Raw genomic sequence first — 15562 nt, forward strand, 5'->3', positions numbered from 1 at the left:
TCGTGAATTTCTCAAGAGAAAGTTCTAAAATTTTTGGACTCATTGCAAAGATTAAATTTCCAAAAGTCATCCAACAGCAAATTAATAGTTTTTATGTAAATTATTTTAAAATAGATATGAGCGAATTTAAAGATATTACTGAATACAAAAGTTTAAATGATCTTTTTACAAGAACTTTACAAATTCCTCGCAAGATCGAAGATGGATTTATTAGCCCTAGTGATGGAAAAATTTTGCAATGTGGAAGTGCTTTTTTAGCTGATGAGGAACATTTTGCCTTTTCTATTAAAGGGCACACTTATAGTGTAGCAGAGCTTTTAAAAGATAGTTTTGAAGAAAATGAATTGAAAAATGGACTAGATTATATCAATATTTATCTTTCTCCAAAAGATTATCATCGATATCATAGTCCTTGCGATATGCAAATTTTAAGCGCAACCTATACAAGAGGAGTTCTTTATAGTGTCAATGAAAAACATTTAGAATGCATTAGCGCCCTTTATACAAAAAATGAAAGAGTTAGTTTAAAATGTCAAAACGAAAAAGGTATTTTTTGGCTTGTTTTTATAGGGGCTCAAAATGTAGGTAAAATGCGCTTTAATTTTGATTCTAGCATACAAACCAATGCTAAAACTTCTTTTAATTTTACTAAAAAATATGATAATTTAAACATCAAAAAAGCAGAGGAGTTAGGTCATTTTGAATTAGGTTCTACTATAGTTTTAATTTCACAAAAGGGACTTTTAAATCTTAATTTAAAAGTAGAGCAGGGTATAAAATTTGGAGAAAAAATTTCTGATTAGGTTTTAGGTGTTTTATTCGCCATTTGATAAATAAAGGCAAAAACTTCTGCTACTGCTTTATACATATTTGGAGGAATTTCATCTCCTAAATCAAGTTTGCTTAAAATTTCTATTAAATCTTCATCTTCTTTTATAGGAACCCCGTGTTCTTTGGCTAAAGAAATGATCTTAGCTGCGCTTTCTCCTTTTCCACTCGCAAGGACTTTTGGTGCAGTGTGTTTTTCTTTTTGATAGCCTAAAGCAACAGCTTTTTTAATAGATCTTTTAACCTTGCTCATACTTTTTTATCCATACCCATTTCAAGATCTAGATTTTTAATATTTCTTGAATCAAATTTGCTTCTTATAATGTCTCCTACGAAAAAATTTGCACTCAATAATCCTGCTTTATTGATATTTTTTTTAAGCTCGTGAGCATTTTCATAAATGGTTTTTCTAAATTCTTTATTTTCTGCCATAATGTTAATATCTATATATTTTTCGTTGTTTAAGGAAATTAAAATTTCTAAGTCCCCAAGTTTGGCAAATTCGAGTTTGATTTGAGCAAAGAATTTATCTTTTTTTCCTCTTCTAAACATAATCTTAGAATCATTTAAGTCTTCCCAAGAAAAAGGTAAATAAGTGTTTATAGAATCATTTGCTAGAGAAATAAGTTGGTTTATTTCAATCTGTGCTAAAAGACGATTAGCTTGATTATAAACCGCTTCATTACCTTCATTTTTAGCTAGATTTGAAATTTGCAAAAGAGTAGATTTGATATCGTGATGCAATGATTCTGCTATTTCCTGATCCGTTTTTGGTTTTATTTGTGCCAAATCTTTAGCAGATAAATCAAGTTTTCGTTCTAGATTTTTGATTTCTGCTTGATTGAGTTTAGTATGCTGGATATGTGGTTCAAGCTCTCTTAAACTCTCGTTAATTTTTCTAGAAAGATTACCAAGATCTTTACTTAAATTTTGCAACTCGTCCAGATCTAAATTTTCAACCATGAAGGCTAAATTTTTTATATTATTTTGCTTGATAAATTCTTGAGTTTTAAAAATATTTTCTTGGGTTTGTATATTTGTTTGCGTTGCACTTTGTATCATGGAATTGTTCTGATTTGATATATTTTGTGTAGCATTTTTAGGTATATTATCATTTTTAGCTTCATAAATTTTGGAATTTTCCCTAGGGTTATTTTTAATGTTGGTGTCTTTGTCAAAATTATTTTTAATATTTTCTTGTTTTTTGTCTTTAGAATCTTGCGTAATATTTTCTTTTAAATTTTCTTCATCTTTATTTATCAACTCATCATTATCAAAATCTTGACTTGCATTTTCTGTTTTTTCATCTTTATCTACCACAAGTTCTTTATTTACATCACCTGTTTCTTCATCTTTATTTATCAACTCATCATTATCAAAATCTTGACTTGCATTTTCTGTTTTTTCATCTTGTTCCAATTTATCTTTTTGCACATGCTGATTTTGCATTTCTTTTGGAATTTCATTTTTTACATTATCTTTTTTATCTGAAAGTAAATCTTTTAAAATTTCATTGTCTTTTTGAGAAGGTTTAAAATTGTGTTCTCCTAAGATATTTTTTAGAGTGTTTTCAAGTTTTTCGAAAGCTTTGGCAGCTTGTTTCAAAATGTTGGTATCTTTAATCATAAGATTTTCTGGCTTATTCAATGCTTTAAAAAAATCACCTTTTAGAGATGTTAATTCTTTTGTAATTTTATTAGCAATTTGCATAATTTTATTTTGAGCTATGCTAGGATTTTTTGAAATATAGTTTTTGAAATTATCTATTTTAGAGCTTAATTTCAAAAGAGCTTTAAAAGAACTTTGATCTAAAATTTGTTTATTCTCTTTTTTGTTTGTTTGAATGATATTCTTAAGCTCTTTTAAAGCATCTTTAGGATCTAAATTTGAAACTATAATTTGTGCAATTTGAGAACTTAGCTTTTCACTACTTAAACCTTTTATGGTGCTCAAAAGAGAATAAAAGCTTTTTGGCAAAGACTCTTCGCTCAATGCATCTTTAAGTTTTGCTTCAAAAAATACTCCTGAATTTTGAAATAGAGGTGCAAAATTATTACTCTTAATTTCACTTGCGGGTTTTAAAATTTGATTAAGTTTATCTAAAACTTGTGAAAAAATATCATTTTTTTCAAGTTCTGTTGCAAGAGTTTTTAATTCGTTAGCAAAATTGGGTGCTAAGTTTAAATTTTTACTTTGCTTTAAAACAGGAGAATCTGGATTTTTTTGCGAATTGATTTGTTCTAAAAGTTTATTGACAAGTTCTTTGAGTTTTGTACCAGTTTCATTTTGAATTAATTTAGTAATTATTTCTTCTTTGCTTGCATCTTTATCCAAGCCTAAATTTTGCTTTAAGGCTTGAGAAAGTGCTTCTTTGGGACTATCTTTAGAATTTGATTTATCTTTTATTGGAGTATTATCTAATTTGATATCATTTTTTTGTGCATTAGCAATTTGACTTGTTAGTTGTGTATTAATCATCTAACATCACCATATTTCCAGGTTTTTTGCTGAATTTTTTGCTTAAAATATTTGGTTTGTTTATTGCAAAAAGGATTAAGAAACCGAGACAAAATATATAAAACCAAATAAAACCCTTGACTTCAAAATATTGCATTAAAAAGCCTAAAATCAAAGGCCCACATAAAGATCCCAAAGAATAACAAAAAAGAACCCCACGACCTAATTCTACTCCTTTACTTTTTATCGTTAAAACATCATTTGCTCTAGCAAGAGCTAAGGCATAAAGACAAAATATTCCTATGCCAAGTAAAAATGCTAAAATATACTGAAAATACAAATAAGGATTGAAAAATACAAAGATAAGCATAGTGAAAAAACCTATGCTTGCACTAGTAATGATGGCAAATTTTCGCCCCATTTTATCAGATATGGCTCCCATAATAGTTTGAGCAAAAAATCCACCTAAAATTCCACAAAACATAAAATAAGAAACAGCTTTAGCATCAAATCCTTGTAAAAGTATAAACAATGAAGCCATTGAGAAAAATCCATTAATCAGCATTCCAGCAATAAAACTAGTTACAATAGCCAAAGGTGCAATATCAAAAACTTTTGGTATAGAAATAGGATTTGAAGCTGGTAAAACCGGCTCTTTGATTTTGATTAAATTTAAAGGCAAGGAAGAAAATAAAATCAAAGCCGCACTTAAGATAAAAACATCATGTCTGCTTAAATTTAAAGCTATGATTAAAGTACCAATTCCAAAAGAAAGATAAAATATAATTTCATAAAATCCTAAAATTCTTGAGCGAACAGCATTTTTGCTTTTTTCATTGAGCCAAGATTCTATTACCATTAAAAAACCATAATAGCAAACACCGATTAAAAATCTCAAAGTAGCCCAAAAAATCAAATTCTCGCTAATCGTATGCATCATAGCCGAAATTCCAAAAATAGCACCAAACAAACCAAAAGAACGTATATGGCCTATCTTAGAAATAATTTTATGAGCACTGATTGTTCCTATAAGCGCTCCTACAAAAAAGCAAGAGCTTATAATTCCAACCACTAAAGAACTTTCTCCTTTTTCTTTAAGAATGACACCTATAGATGAAACAATTAAAGCATTTCCTGCAAATAAAAATGCCATACTAACAAAAAGCGCTGTCATTGATCTAATAATTTTTCTTGGACTCATATCTTATATACACAATAAAAATAAAAACACAAATAAGCAGAGCTGAAATCCCACACAAATATCCAAAAATATTAAGTAAATTTTGTCTGTGTAAAAATAAAAAACCTGCAACTAAAACCATATAAGCAAATATTTTTAACAAACTAAAAAATGTTGTAAAAAAATAAATTTTATCCTTAAAATTAAAATCTAAATCGTCTTTAATAACCCTAAATTTTATATTTTTAGGAAGCTTTTTTATTTTTTTTAAGAAGAATATAGATGAATTTTGAAAATATTCATATTTTTTTGCCTTAGAGAATACAATTTTTTTATAGTTCAAATAAGAGCTAAAAATAACAATCAAAAAGCTAAAAAACGCTATTTCGAAGCTCAAAAATATATTAAACTTAAATTGATTTATAGCTAATAAAACGAAAAGGGGAAATAAATGCATAACAATAGCCATTATGAAAAATGCTTTTTTATGCTCCATTATTTATTTTTCTCTTCTTGTATTCTTTCTTTGATAAAATCATCACGTTTTTCAAATTCTTCATAACTTTTTATTTGACTTTTATAAGCCTTGTAAATATTAAGTATGGCTCCAGCAATTCCCCAAAACACCCCAAGCCAAAATAGCCAAGGATAGGGAGTAAATTTTTTAAGTAAATATCCTATACCTATACCGATTAAAACAGCAACAACTATAGAAATTCCAAGGCTTAGTCCATCTGCAGCTTCTATAGTTTTGCGGATCAATTTTTGTTTTTTATTTGAGCTTTGTTCTTCAAATTCATTCATAAACGTTTAAAACTTTCTTTAATAGCTTCTAGAGTAGTATCAACTGTTTTATTATTCATCTTGGAACAAATAAATCCTGTTTCAAACTGCGAAGGCGCAAGATAAATTCCTTTTTTAAGCATATTTTGATGAAATTTAGAAAAAAGCTTGAGATCTGATTTTAAAGCATCTTGATAATTTTCAACAGGCTTTTCTGTGAAAAAATAACCAAACATAGAACCAATATAGCAAGTTTGTAAGGTAATCCCTTTTTCATCGGCTAATTTTTTCATACCCTGTGTTAATTTTTTAGCTAGTTTACCTAATTTTTCATAAAGATCTTTTTTCTTTCTTGCCTTAGAGAGGCTAGCAATTCCTGCAGCCATGGCTAAAGGATTTCCACTTAAAGTGCCTGCTTGATAAACTCCACCTAAAGGACTTAAAATATCCATAATCTCACTTCTAGCCGCAAAAGCTGCTGCAGGTAATCCTCCGCCAATAACCTTACCAAAAGTTACAATATCAGCTTTAATATGATTAATTCCAAAAGAACCAAGATAAGAAGCTCTATATCCACTCATAACTTCATCAAAAATAAGTAAAGTTTGATTCATCTTGCAAATTTGAGCAAGTTCTTCTAAAAATTCTTGTTTAGCAGGAACTAAACCCATATTTCCAGCTATAGGCTCAATGATGACGCAAGCAATATCTTTATTTTTTTCAAAAAGATCTTTAACACTTTGTATGTCATTGTATTTTGCAACTAAAGTGAATTTGGCTAATTCATTTAATACACCTAAAGAACTAGGAGTATTAAAAGTAGCAGCACCACTTCCTGCACTTACAAGCAAAGAATCAGAATGTCCATGATAACATCCTTCAAATTTTAATATCTTATCTCTCTTTGTAAATCCACGTGCAAGGCGGATTGCACTCATAGTTGCTTCGGTTCCACTATTTACAAAACGAATTTTATCTAAATGTGGAAAATCTGACAAAACTAGATTTGCAAGTTCGCTCTCAAGCAAAGTAGGTGCTCCAAAACTCGATCCTTTTTTAAGAGCATTTTGACAAGCCTTTTGTATATCTTTATCACAATGTCCAAAAAGTAAAGGTCCCCAGCTTTGCACATAATCAATATAAGAATTTCCTTCTATATCAACGATGCAAGCTCCTTTTCCATAGGCAATAAATCTAGGATCGCTTTGCACATTAGCAAAAGCACGCACTGGAGAATTTACACCACCTGCGATCAATTTACACGCTTGTTCAAAAGCTTTTTTATTTGTCATTTTTTCTCCTTTAGCTTGATATAATTATATAAGCTTATTATTTCTTCATCGGTTAAAGAATAGTTTGGCATAATAGATTTAGAACTTTTAGTTTCAGTAAGAGAATTTTTAAATTCTTTAAAACCTATATTTTGGATACTTGGAATTTTATAAGCGGTTTTAACTCCCTTATTTATATAATATCCAAGAATTTGTTCACTTCCATCAGAACCATGACATTTTTTACAACTAATTCCTCTAGGATTTTCATAAAGCATTTTAGCATATTCTTTAGGTGTAATAAAATCAGAACCAAAAAGACTAAGTGTGAAAAATAAAAACACTAATAAAATGATTTTCAAAATTTTTACCTTGTTAATGAAGTTTTAATATGATACAATTTTTACTTTAAAAAAGTAATAAATTTTATAAAAGGAAAATAATGATTTTACTTGATGGTAAAGCCTTGAGTATAAAAATCAAAGAAGAGCTTAAAGAAAAAAATCAAATTCTAAAAGAAAAAGGTATGCAAACTTGTCTTGCTGTGATCTTAGTTGGCAATAATCCCGCAAGCCAAACTTACGTAAATTCTAAAGCTAAAGCTTGTGAAGAATATGGAATCAAATCTTTAGTATATCGTCTTGATGAAAATACAACACAAAATGAGCTTTTAGCATTAATTCATACTTTAAATTATGACGATAGTGTTCATGGAATTTTAGTACAACTACCACTACCTATGCATATTAATAAAAATTTAGTATTAGAAAGTATTACAAGCAGTAAAGATGTTGATGGTTTCCATCCTATTAATGTAGGATATTTAAATTTAGGCTTAGAGAGTGGATTTTTACCTTGTACTCCACTTGGAGTTATGAAACTTTTAAAAGCTTATGAAATCAATTTAGAAGGCTTAGATACCGTTGTAATTGGGGAATCAAATATAGTCGGACGTCCTATGGCTACAATGCTTTTAAATGCTGGGGCAAGTGTGAGTATATGTCATATTAAAACGAAAGATTTAAAATTATATACTCAAAAAGCTGACTTGATTATAGTTGCTGCAGGTTGTGTAAATCTTTTACGTTCTGATATGGTAAAAGAAGGTGTAATCGTCATTGATGTGGGGATCAATCGACTTGAAAATGGTCAAATAGTTGGTGATGTTGATTTTGAAAATGTTTCAAAAAAAGCAAGTTTTATTACCCCTGTGCCAGGTGGAGTTGGTCCTATGACTATAGCTATGCTTTTAGAAAATACAATAAAATCTGCTAAAAACAGATTAAATTAGGAAAATTGTATGGAATTTTTGAAAAAACTTTATAGATTTTCCCAGTCTTGGACTGGAACGGTTATTATTGTCCTTTTAGTAATTTTCTTTTTTATACAGGCTTTTGTAATTCCTTCTGGATCTATGAAAAATACCTTACTTATAGGTGATTTTTTGTTTGTAAAAAAATTCAGTTATGGAATTCCAACTCCACATATTCCTTGGCTTGAAATTCCTGTTTTGCCAGATTTTAATAAAAATGGTCATTTAATTGCAGCTCAAGGCCCAAAAAGAGGAGATATAGTGGTTTTTAGAAATCCTAGAAACGAAAAAGAACATTTTGTTAAACGTTGTGTTGGCGTGGGAGGTGATAAAATAGTCTATGCAAACAAAACTCTTTATGTAAGAATGCATGAGGGTGATGAATTTATGAAATCGCATTATTCTAAAGATGATTTAGCTGTGCTCGGCGGAGAACTCTATATAAAAGAACCCTACAAGCAAAAAGGAATTCATTATGATCCAAGAAAGGATATAGAAAGTGATATATTGCGTTATCTTAGTATAGGTGATTTTACTATGTCTCCAACTTATTTTAAGGAGCTTGGAGATCAAGTAGGTTTTAGCGGTGGAAATGCTTATATATTTGAAGTTCCTGAAAATGAGTATTTTATGGTAGGAGATAACCGAGATCATTCCTATGATAGTCGTTTTTGGGGAAGTGTTCCTTACCGGCTAATAGTAGGAAAACCTTGGTTTGTATATTTTTCTTGGGATCAAAACAAAAGCGTTAGATGGGAAAGAATAGGGCGATCTGTCGATACCTTAGAAAATGACGAAGCTTATATTCATAATTATGACGATGGAGATATATTGAGTTAAATTTGTTTTCTTTTATTAAAAAATAATTGTTTTTTAATAAAAATAGTTATTTTTACTTAAAAATTTTTTATATTTTTAGTTATGTAACCATTCTTATAAAACACTATATAATCATATTTTAAGTAAAATATTATGTGACTAATTATAGCTTAAGATTTAGAGGATAATTACATATAAAATTTAATTTTATGGAAAATAATTAAATTAAAAAAGAAAAGTTGGAAGTAGATGAGTCTATTTAGAAAAAAGACAAACCGCAACTTTATTATGCGATGAACATATATAGAGCAAAATAGAATATGGATGAATCGTGAAGTTTTGTCAAGCATTAGAAAAAAATGGTATTTTATGACTACAAATCTTTTTCATTGAAAAGAAAGCTTGAGGATGTGATTAGATCTTTTAGAAAGAAACAAAAGATTGCAAGAAGGAAAACACATATTTAAAAGAAAAAACCGAATTTTATAATTTACCCTTCCCCTCTTTTTTGTATTGTTTTTAGTGAAATTATTCTTAATATTTAAATCTCATCAATATACTTCTCCAAAATTTTGTCTTTATATGTTTTTTATATTTTGTGCTTTTGTTTTCATTTTAAAGCATTTAATACTAATTCTCTAAGTTTAGCTAGAGAGCAGAGAATGATCTCCATATAAGTATTATTTGCTTGTCTTATTTTAAAAATTTTCTTACCACTTGGATAAAAAATATATAAACTTTTAATGCTTAGATCCGCAAATTTTATAAATTTTTTCCATCTTCACATTTAATATTTTTTTTAAAAACTATCAGTTAGTTTAGTAATTTTTGTCATTTACTTCTTTATCTTTTAATGTCTTTTTTATAGAAAAGTAACCCACTTTTTATATCACATTTTAGCACAAATTGCCACATAAAGTAACAATATAACACAATTAACTAAAACCTTTTATTTTCGATATCTGATTATGATTTGAAGTATTTTAGAGAATTTACATATAGAAGTATAATGGTGCCCGAGGTCGGACTCGAACCGACACAAGGTTACCCTTACCAGATTTTGAGTCTGGCGCGTCTACCAGTTTCACCACTCGGGCTTTATCAAGGAGACAATTATATCTTAATTAGACTAAAAAACAATTTAAAACTTTTATTTTCTAAAGTTTAACAAAATTGGAACACTTATTGCTTGATATTTTTTAGCAATATTTAATAAAGATTTTAATTTTAATGTTTAAGGATACAAATGAGGGTTACAAATAAGCTCAATTTTACAAATTCTATTAATACTTCAATGGGTGGGCAAAGTGCTCTGTATCAGATTTCTAATCAACTTTCCTCTGGTTTAAAAATACAAAATTCTTACGAAGATGCAAGTATTTATATAGACAATACACGCTTAGAATATGAAATGAAGGCATTGGAACAGGTCAAAGATGCAACCAGTTCAGCTAAAGAATTAACCGAAAATAGTATGAACGCCTTGAAAGATATGGTTAAACTTTTAGAAGATTTTAAAGTTAAAGTCACTCAAGCAGCAAATGATGGTAATTCTAAAACATCAAGAGAGGCGATAGCAAAAGAATTGCAGCGTATTAAAGAAAGTATAGTTCAGCTTGCAAATACTAGCGTTAATGGTAAGTATCTTTTTGCGGGTTCTCAAGTAGCTAATAAACCTTTTGATTCTAATGGCAATTATTATGGAGACAAAAATAATATCAATGTTGTAACAGGATCTGGTACTGAAAGTCCTTATAATATCCCAGGTTGGGATCTGTTTTTTAAAGCTGATGGGGATTATAAAAAACAAATTACAACCAATGTTAGCTTTACAGATAATCGTTATACGGATAAAACAGAGTACTTAAATGGAGACTCTGCTTGGAAACAACTTATCGGTCAAAATTACGTTCAAGATAGAGAATTAGATCCCTACGATGATTTTGAAGATAAGGATAAAAAACTTAATTTTCCATCTTCAACGCTTTATGTTCAAGGAACAAGACCAGATGGTACTAGCTTTAAAAGTGCTGTTTTGGTAAAACCTGATGATAAAATAGAAGATGTGCTAGAACAAATTGGGGCACTTTATGGCAATACTGCCACTAATAAAGTTGTAGAAGTAAGTATTAACAATAGTGGCCAAATTCAAATCACGGATTTAAAACAAGGTAACAACAAATTAGACTTTCATGCAGTAGCATATACTCCTCAAATGGAAAAAACAGAAGATTTTAAATCAATGGAAAAATTTGTTAAAGAGAATGGCCTTAATATGGATGATGTTACAAATAAGGTTATGGAAGAAGCTACTAAAAATGGAGATATTACAAACCTTACTTCTCCAGTTACAATCAAATTAACTGGAAAAGATGGAGTTGAAAAAGAATTCACGTTCAGTTTGGCTCAAACTGATTTTATTAAAAGCAATATGACTGATTCAGATGGCAATAAAGCTAATGGCGCAGATTATGATAATGTTTATTTTGAAAAAAATGGAAATACGGTTTATGGTAATGTTTCTCAAGTCATTAAAGGAAGTAATGCTTATGCAACAGATTCTACTAAACTTAGCGAAGTGATGGCAGGAGATAGCCTTGATAATTCGGTTCTAAATTTAAAAGTAATTTCCAAAGGCGGAAAAACCTATGATGTAACTATAGATTTGGGAAAATCTACCGTAAGTTATCCTGATCCTGCTAATCCTGGTCAGACAATTAGTTTTCCTATTATGCATACAGATCCAACAACAGGAAATAGCGGGGTAGTAACCGCTCCCAAGGAAATAACTTATGGACAAATCAATGATATTATTGGGATGTTTGCTTCTGATAAGATTCCTACTCAAAGCATTACAGCTAATAATAATAAAGTCGATGCTGCAGGTTATGATAATATACAACAACTTATGAAAGATTCACATTCTACTGTCGATGTAACTATGGATTATAAAGGACGTATTAGTGTTACAGATAAGCTTTCTTCTGGAACTAATATAGAAATTTCTTTAAGTGATTCTCAAAGTGGTCAATTTCCTAAACCACCATTAAGCACAACTGCACAAGTTACAGAAGGACCAAATTTTAGTTTTAGTGCTAATAATGCTTTAACTATAGATGAGCCAAATGTAGATATTATAAAAGATCTTGACAGTATGATTGATGCGGTTTTAAATGGAAATATGAGAGCAGATGCGGATTCAAGCGATCCAAGAAATACAGGAATGCAAGGTGCTTTAGAAAGACTTGATCATTTAGCTGATCATGTAAGCAAACTTAACACGACTTTAGGTGCTTATCATAATATTATAGACGGAGTTAATACTCGAGTAAGTTTTTTAAGCGTTAATGTTGAAAGCATTAAATCAAATGTTATTGATGCTGATTATGGAGAGGTTATGATTAATTTAATGCAAACTCAACTTGCATACCAAGCTTCACTTAAAGCAAGTACAACTATATCTCAACTTAGTTTATTAAATTATATGTAAAATTATGTTATAATGGCTTCTTTGAAAATATTTTTTAAGGAAAAAACATTAAAAAAGAAGTCATTTTTACTATTTCTACTTTTAGTATTTTTTATTTATGTCTTTGTATGCTAACTCCTAGTATGGGAAGTTGGGTTTATAAAATAAATTTATTTTTATTCGGAGAATTTGGATATTATTATCCTTTTTTCTTGTTTATTTTAAATTATTTTTACTATAAAAGAAATTATAAAATAGAAAATTTTTCACGCCAAGAACTTTTTGGTATAAGTTTTGCTTTTTTTTCAATACTACTGCTTTTTTCCGTTCTTTATAGAGGTTATGGTTATATTTTAGAATTTGTTTATATCATTTTTTCTACTCTTTTTGGACATATGGGAAGTGGTATTTTTGCACTTTTGCTTTTTATTTTTTCTTTGATTTTACTGTTTCCAAAATTCGCCAAAGAACTTTTTAAAATCGAATTAAATTTTGATTTTATGTTGAAAATTGAAAATTTATTTAAATCACTTTTAATGAGAGTTTTTGGAGGAGATAATGATAAAGACGATATAGAAAAGTCTGAACCAAAGGCTCCTATTTTAGAAATAAAACAAAAAGAATTAAAAAAACAAAATCAACCTGTTTTAACTCAAACAGAAGAGCTTATAAAATCAAGTAATATTAATGCCAGTGAAAATTCTATTGTAACCGCTAAAGAAAATTTTGAAAAATTAAAAAATCAAATTCTAGATGAAAAGGTAGAAGTTGATAAAGAAAGTTTAAAAGAATCAAAAAGCTTTCTTTATGAAAATTCACCACAGGTAAAAAATTTCGTTGAAAAAGCAAGTAGATCAAGTATCAGTCTTGATGAAGAATTTAATTTTATTTTAAAAGAAGAGGTCGATATGATTCCAGAACGTTTTTTAAAACCTAAAAAACTTGAAGAAATTAAACAAATAGATACAATAAATAAAAATTTAGATGAACCAAGTTATAAAAGAAAAAATATTGAAATTTCTATTCCTAATAAAGAATCGAAGCCGAAAATTTTTAGCAAAGAATTAGAATTAAGAGAAGATTTAATACAAAAAGCAAAATTAGAACAAGAATATAAAGCTTATCAGAATGAAATCTTGGAAAATAAGGTTAAAAAAGAAATAAAAGAACTAGAAAAAAATGACGAAGAAGAACTAAATTTAAACAATATAATCCAAGGAAATAAATATAATTTTGAACAAAATAAAGACGAAAACCAAAGAGAAAAATCTTTTGAGCTTGATGTAAAAAAAGAAAGCTTAAATGAGCGAAATGTAATAAATGATGCTGAAGTTGAAGTTTTAGATTTTAACGAAGATGAATTTGAACCTAAAAAAGTGGAACTTATGAATGAAAATACAGATGATTTTATGCCTATAGTTGAAGAATTAAATCATCCTTATATAGAACCAATTCCTATAATAAAACTTGATGATAATGAAAATATAAAAAATGAAACCAATGAAGTAAATTTACAGCAATTTGATGAAGCTAAAGAAGATAAAAATATCGAAGAGAATAAATTTTTAGAAGATGATCAAGATATTATTGAACAAAAGGCGGTTTTAGCTAAAGAAATTGAGCTTAACAAAGCTCTTTTACAAGAAATTGAACAAGGAGAGCTTGAAGAACCAAAAGATTTTAAACTACCTTCACTCGAATTTTTAAGCAATCCTAGTCACCATAAGCAGGATATTAATGAAGGTGAAATTGATAAAAAAATTTATAATTTACTTGAAAAATTGCGTCGTTTTAAAATAGGTGGTGATGTTACGAGAACTTATGTTGGACCTGTAGTTACTACTTTTGAATTTCGCCCAAGTGCTGATGTGAAAGTAAGTAGAATTTTAAATTTACAAGATGATTTAACTATGGCTTTAATGGCAAAATCTATACGTATTCAAGCTCCAATTCCTGGAAAAGATGTAGTAGGAATTGAAGTTCCAAATGAAGAAATACAAACGATTTATTTGCGTGAAATTTTAGAAAGTGAAGTATTTAAAAACTCTAAAAGTCCTTTAACTATAGCTTTAGGAAAAGATATTGTAGGTAATGCTTTTGTAACCGATCTTAAAAAACTACCACATTTACTGATAGCCGGAACAACTGGAAGTGGAAAAAGTGTAGGGATTAATTCTATGCTACTAAGTCTTTTATATCGAAATTCTCCAAAAACTTTGCGTTTGATGATGATAGACCCAAAAATGCTTGAATTTAGTATTTATAATGACATTCCACATCTTTTAACCCCTGTTATTACAGATCCTAAAAAAGCCGTTAGTGCTCTTTCTAATATGGTTGCAGAAATGGAAAGACGTTATAGACTGATGGCAGATGCAAAGACTAAAAATATAGAAAACTACAATGAAAAAATGCAAGAAATAGGGAGTGAGGAATTACCTTTTATTGTTGTTATTATCGATGAATTGGCTGATTTGATGATGACTGCGGGTAAAGATGTAGAATTTTACATAGGACGCCTTGCGCAAATGGCAAGAGCAAGTGGAATTCATCTAATTGTTGCTACTCAGCGTCCCTCTGTAGATGTGGTAACAGGACTTATAAAAGCAAATTTACCGAGTAGAATTTCTTATAAAGTAGGGCAAAAAATAGATTCTAAGGTGATTTTAGATGCTATGGGAGCTGAAAGCTTACTTGGAAGAGGAGATTGTTTGTTTACTCCTCCTGGAACAAGTTCTATTGTGAGATTACACGCTCCGTATGCGAGTGAATTTGAAATAGAAAAAATTGTAGATTTTTTAAAAGATCAACAAAGTGTGGAATATGATGAAAGCTTTCTAAAAGATCAGCAAAGTACAGGAATTGCCAGTGAAACAAATATAAATAATAATGAATACGATGAACTTTACGAAGATGCAAAACATATAGTTTTAACAGATAGAAAAACAAGTATTTCATACTTACAAAGAAGATTAAACATAGGCTATAATCGTGCTGCAAATATCATAGATCAATTAACAGAAAGCGGAATTCTTGGAGAACCAAATGCTAAAGGACAAAGAGAGATTTTATAAAATTATTTACGATATTTCATAAAAAGCCTTTTTCGGGCTTTTTATTTATCTCTAAGATTTAATTCTGTGATTAATTTACTATAAGAATTGTAATCTTTTCTTTTAAGATAGGCTAAAAGTCTTTTTCTTTTACCAACTAGCTTTAAAAGTCCTAGTCTTGAAGAAAAATCTTTTTTATAGATTTTTAGATGTTCAGTAAGCTCGGCAATTCTTGCACTTAAAAGTGCTACTTGAACTTCTGTTGAACCAGTATCTCCTGGTTTTCTAGCGAATTTCGCAACAATTTCTGCTTTTTTAGCCGAATCCAAAGCCATAATAGACCTCCTGATTGGTTTAAATTTTTTGAAGTTTTTATTATATCAAATTAAA

General features: G+C 29.0%; 13 protein-coding genes and 1 tRNA gene. 5 read left to right on the plus strand and 9 right to left on the minus strand.

Features of this window, described 5'->3' with window-relative positions; all coding sequences use genetic code 11:
* The first annotated feature begins 2 nt into the window (after positions 1-2).
* Positions 3-803: a phosphatidylserine decarboxylase gene (locus tag CQA69_RS04360; RefSeq protein ID WP_137620646.1), complete on the plus strand. Its 801-nt coding sequence runs from the start codon at positions 3-5 to the stop codon at positions 801-803.
* Here CQA69_RS04360 and CQA69_RS04365 read toward each other — a convergent pair.
* From CQA69_RS04365 to CQA69_RS04395, 7 genes are read right to left on the minus strand one after another with little or no spacing between them, the layout of a single operon-like run.
* Positions 800-1081, minus strand: coding sequence for a FlhB-like flagellar biosynthesis protein (locus CQA69_RS04365; RefSeq protein WP_137620589.1), 282 nt, complete (start codon positions 1079-1081; stop codon positions 800-802). The two genes, CQA69_RS04360 and CQA69_RS04365, sit on opposite strands and share 4 nt — an antisense overlap.
* Entirely contained in the window at positions 1078-3306 is a 2229-nt protein-coding gene (locus CQA69_RS04370) for a flagellar hook-length control protein FliK (RefSeq protein ID WP_137620590.1), read from the minus strand. The genes CQA69_RS04365 and CQA69_RS04370 overlap by 4 nt, the downstream gene beginning before the upstream one ends.
* Positions 3299-4486 carry an MFS transporter gene (locus CQA69_RS04375; protein WP_137620591.1) on the minus strand — a complete coding sequence of 396 codons (1188 nt, stop codon included), beginning with the start codon at positions 4484-4486 and terminating at the stop codon, positions 3299-3301. Before CQA69_RS04375 ends, CQA69_RS04370 begins: the two co-directional genes overlap by 8 nt.
* A complete protein-coding gene (locus CQA69_RS09140; RefSeq protein WP_246023116.1) occupies positions 4464-4961 on the minus strand; it encodes a hypothetical protein in 498 nt (165 codons plus the stop codon). The genes CQA69_RS04375 and CQA69_RS09140 overlap by 23 nt, the downstream gene beginning before the upstream one ends.
* Positions 4961-5269 (minus strand): AtpZ/AtpI family protein, encoded by a 309-nt coding sequence (locus CQA69_RS04385; RefSeq protein ID WP_137620592.1) that lies wholly within the window; start codon positions 5267-5269, stop codon positions 4961-4963. The genes CQA69_RS09140 and CQA69_RS04385 overlap by 1 nt, the downstream gene beginning before the upstream one ends.
* Positions 5266-6540: a glutamate-1-semialdehyde 2,1-aminomutase gene (hemL, locus tag CQA69_RS04390; protein WP_137620593.1), complete on the minus strand. Its 1275-nt coding sequence runs from the start codon at positions 6538-6540 to the stop codon at positions 5266-5268. Before hemL ends, CQA69_RS04385 begins: the two co-directional genes overlap by 4 nt.
* On the minus strand, positions 6537-6881 hold the full coding sequence (locus CQA69_RS04395; protein WP_137620594.1) for a c-type cytochrome: 345 nt from the start codon (positions 6879-6881) through the stop codon (positions 6537-6539). Before CQA69_RS04395 ends, hemL begins: the two co-directional genes overlap by 4 nt.
* An 80-nt stretch (positions 6882-6961) precedes the next feature.
* Here CQA69_RS04395 and folD point away from each other — a divergent pair, with 80 nt between their 5' ends.
* Entirely contained in the window at positions 6962-7810 is an 849-nt protein-coding gene (folD, locus tag CQA69_RS04400; RefSeq protein WP_137620595.1) for a bifunctional methylenetetrahydrofolate dehydrogenase/methenyltetrahydrofolate cyclohydrolase FolD, read from the plus strand.
* A 9-nt stretch (positions 7811-7819) separates the two neighbouring features.
* Complete coding sequence (gene lepB / locus CQA69_RS04405; RefSeq protein ID WP_137620596.1) at positions 7820-8671, plus strand: signal peptidase I; 852 nt, start codon at positions 7820-7822, stop codon at positions 8669-8671.
* 989 nt (positions 8672-9660) lie between these two features.
* Here the strand turns inward: lepB and CQA69_RS04410 are convergent.
* A tRNA-Leu gene (locus CQA69_RS04410) sits at positions 9661-9747 on the minus strand.
* A 149-nt stretch (positions 9748-9896) separates the two neighbouring features.
* Here CQA69_RS04410 and flgL point away from each other — a divergent pair.
* Complete coding sequence (gene flgL / locus CQA69_RS04415; protein ID WP_137620597.1) at positions 9897-12140, plus strand: flagellar hook-associated protein FlgL; 2244 nt, start codon at positions 9897-9899, stop codon at positions 12138-12140.
* 107 nt (positions 12141-12247) lie between these two features.
* Positions 12248-15193: a DNA translocase FtsK gene (locus tag CQA69_RS04420; RefSeq protein ID WP_137620598.1), complete on the plus strand. Its 2946-nt coding sequence runs from the start codon at positions 12248-12250 to the stop codon at positions 15191-15193.
* A gap of 41 nt (positions 15194-15234) precedes the next feature.
* On the opposite strand, the gene rpsO is transcribed toward CQA69_RS04420, so the two are convergent.
* Positions 15235-15507 carry a 30S ribosomal protein S15 gene (rpsO, locus tag CQA69_RS04425; RefSeq protein WP_137620599.1) on the minus strand — a complete coding sequence of 91 codons (273 nt, stop codon included), beginning with the start codon at positions 15505-15507 and terminating at the stop codon, positions 15235-15237.
* Positions 15508-15562 lie beyond the last annotated feature (55 nt).

Source organism: Campylobacter estrildidarum (genome assembly GCF_005406205.1).
Classification (GTDB): Bacteria; Campylobacterota; Campylobacteria; order Campylobacterales; family Campylobacteraceae; genus Campylobacter_D; species Campylobacter_D estrildidarum.

Excerpts from the sequence above, each read along its gene's own strand:
- CQA69_RS04375 (WP_137620591.1), bottom strand. The coding sequence starts at position 4,486 with ATGAGTCCAAGAAAAATTATTAGATCAATGACAGCGCTTTTTGTTAGT.
- CQA69_RS04385 (WP_137620592.1), bottom strand. The coding sequence starts at position 5,269 with ATGAATGAATTTGAAGAACAAAGCTCAAATAAAAAACAAAAATTGATC.
- CQA69_RS04420 (WP_137620598.1), top strand. The coding sequence starts at position 12,248 with ATGCTAACTCCTAGTATGGGAAGTTGGGTTTATAAAATAAATTTATTT.
- flgL (WP_137620597.1), top strand. The coding sequence starts at position 9,897 with ATGAGGGTTACAAATAAGCTCAATTTTACAAATTCTATTAATACTTCA.
- CQA69_RS04365 (WP_137620589.1), bottom strand. The coding sequence starts at position 1,081 with ATGAGCAAGGTTAAAAGATCTATTAAAAAAGCTGTTGCTTTAGGCTAT.
- rpsO (WP_137620599.1), bottom strand. The coding sequence starts at position 15,507 with ATGGCTTTGGATTCGGCTAAAAAAGCAGAAATTGTTGCGAAATTCGCT.
- lepB (WP_137620596.1), top strand. The coding sequence starts at position 7,820 with ATGGAATTTTTGAAAAAACTTTATAGATTTTCCCAGTCTTGGACTGGA.
- CQA69_RS09140 (WP_246023116.1), bottom strand. The coding sequence starts at position 4,961 with ATGGAGCATAAAAAAGCATTTTTCATAATGGCTATTGTTATGCATTTA.
- CQA69_RS04370 (WP_137620590.1), bottom strand. The coding sequence starts at position 3,306 with ATGATTAATACACAACTAACAAGTCAAATTGCTAATGCACAAAAAAAT.
- folD (WP_137620595.1), top strand. The coding sequence starts at position 6,962 with ATGATTTTACTTGATGGTAAAGCCTTGAGTATAAAAATCAAAGAAGAG.
- hemL (WP_137620593.1), bottom strand. The coding sequence starts at position 6,540 with ATGACAAATAAAAAAGCTTTTGAACAAGCGTGTAAATTGATCGCAGGT.